The following is a 523-nucleotide window of genomic DNA, read 5'->3' as shown; positions in this document are numbered from 1 at the left end:
CCCCAAAGAGTCTTCTGGATAAACAACCAAAGTTGTCTGCMATTATTTAAACATGATGCAGACTTTGATATTTGCCGGACTCAATTTTGAAACCTTACTTAAAAAGTAAGTTTTCCCAAGAACACTTGATTGTGTGTTGGTGTTTATCTTAATGATAAACATTGAGAACTTTTACAAACATTCTAAAAAGAATGTTTTGTCAGCTTTCCAAATTGTTAAAGAGCATGATTCTTCAAAAGAACCATTTCTAAATATTCTCACTAAGAACACTTAAAGATGGTGGAGCTATGCGGGATCGAACCGCAGACCTCCTCGCTGCCAGCGAGGCGCTCTCCCAGCTGAGCTATAGCCCCACAGTGCTCAAATCTAAACCGTATCAATCTGTGTGAACACTCGACAATAATCATCATCGTGTAAGGAGGTGATCCAGCGCCAGGTTCCCCTAGCGCTACCTTGTTACGACTTCACCCCAGTCATGAACCACAAAGTGGCAAGCGTCCTCCCGAAGGTTAAACTACCTGCT

At 42.0% G+C, this 523-nt stretch carries 1 tRNA gene and 1 rRNA gene; both read right to left on the bottom strand.

The features are described from left to right. Positions 1–277: 277 nt before the first annotated feature. Positions 278–353, bottom strand: a tRNA-Ala gene (locus tag EES38_RS21870). 61 nt (positions 354–414) lie between these two features. Then, a 16S ribosomal RNA gene (locus EES38_RS21865) occupies positions 415–523 on the bottom strand; the annotation flags it as partial.

This window comes from Vibrio viridaestus, assembly GCF_003856525.1.
Classification (GTDB): domain Bacteria; phylum Pseudomonadota; class Gammaproteobacteria; order Enterobacterales; family Vibrionaceae; genus Vibrio; species Vibrio viridaestus.
Note: the sequence above shows the minus strand (reverse complement) of the source record. Positions and strands in the feature narration are given on the sequence as shown.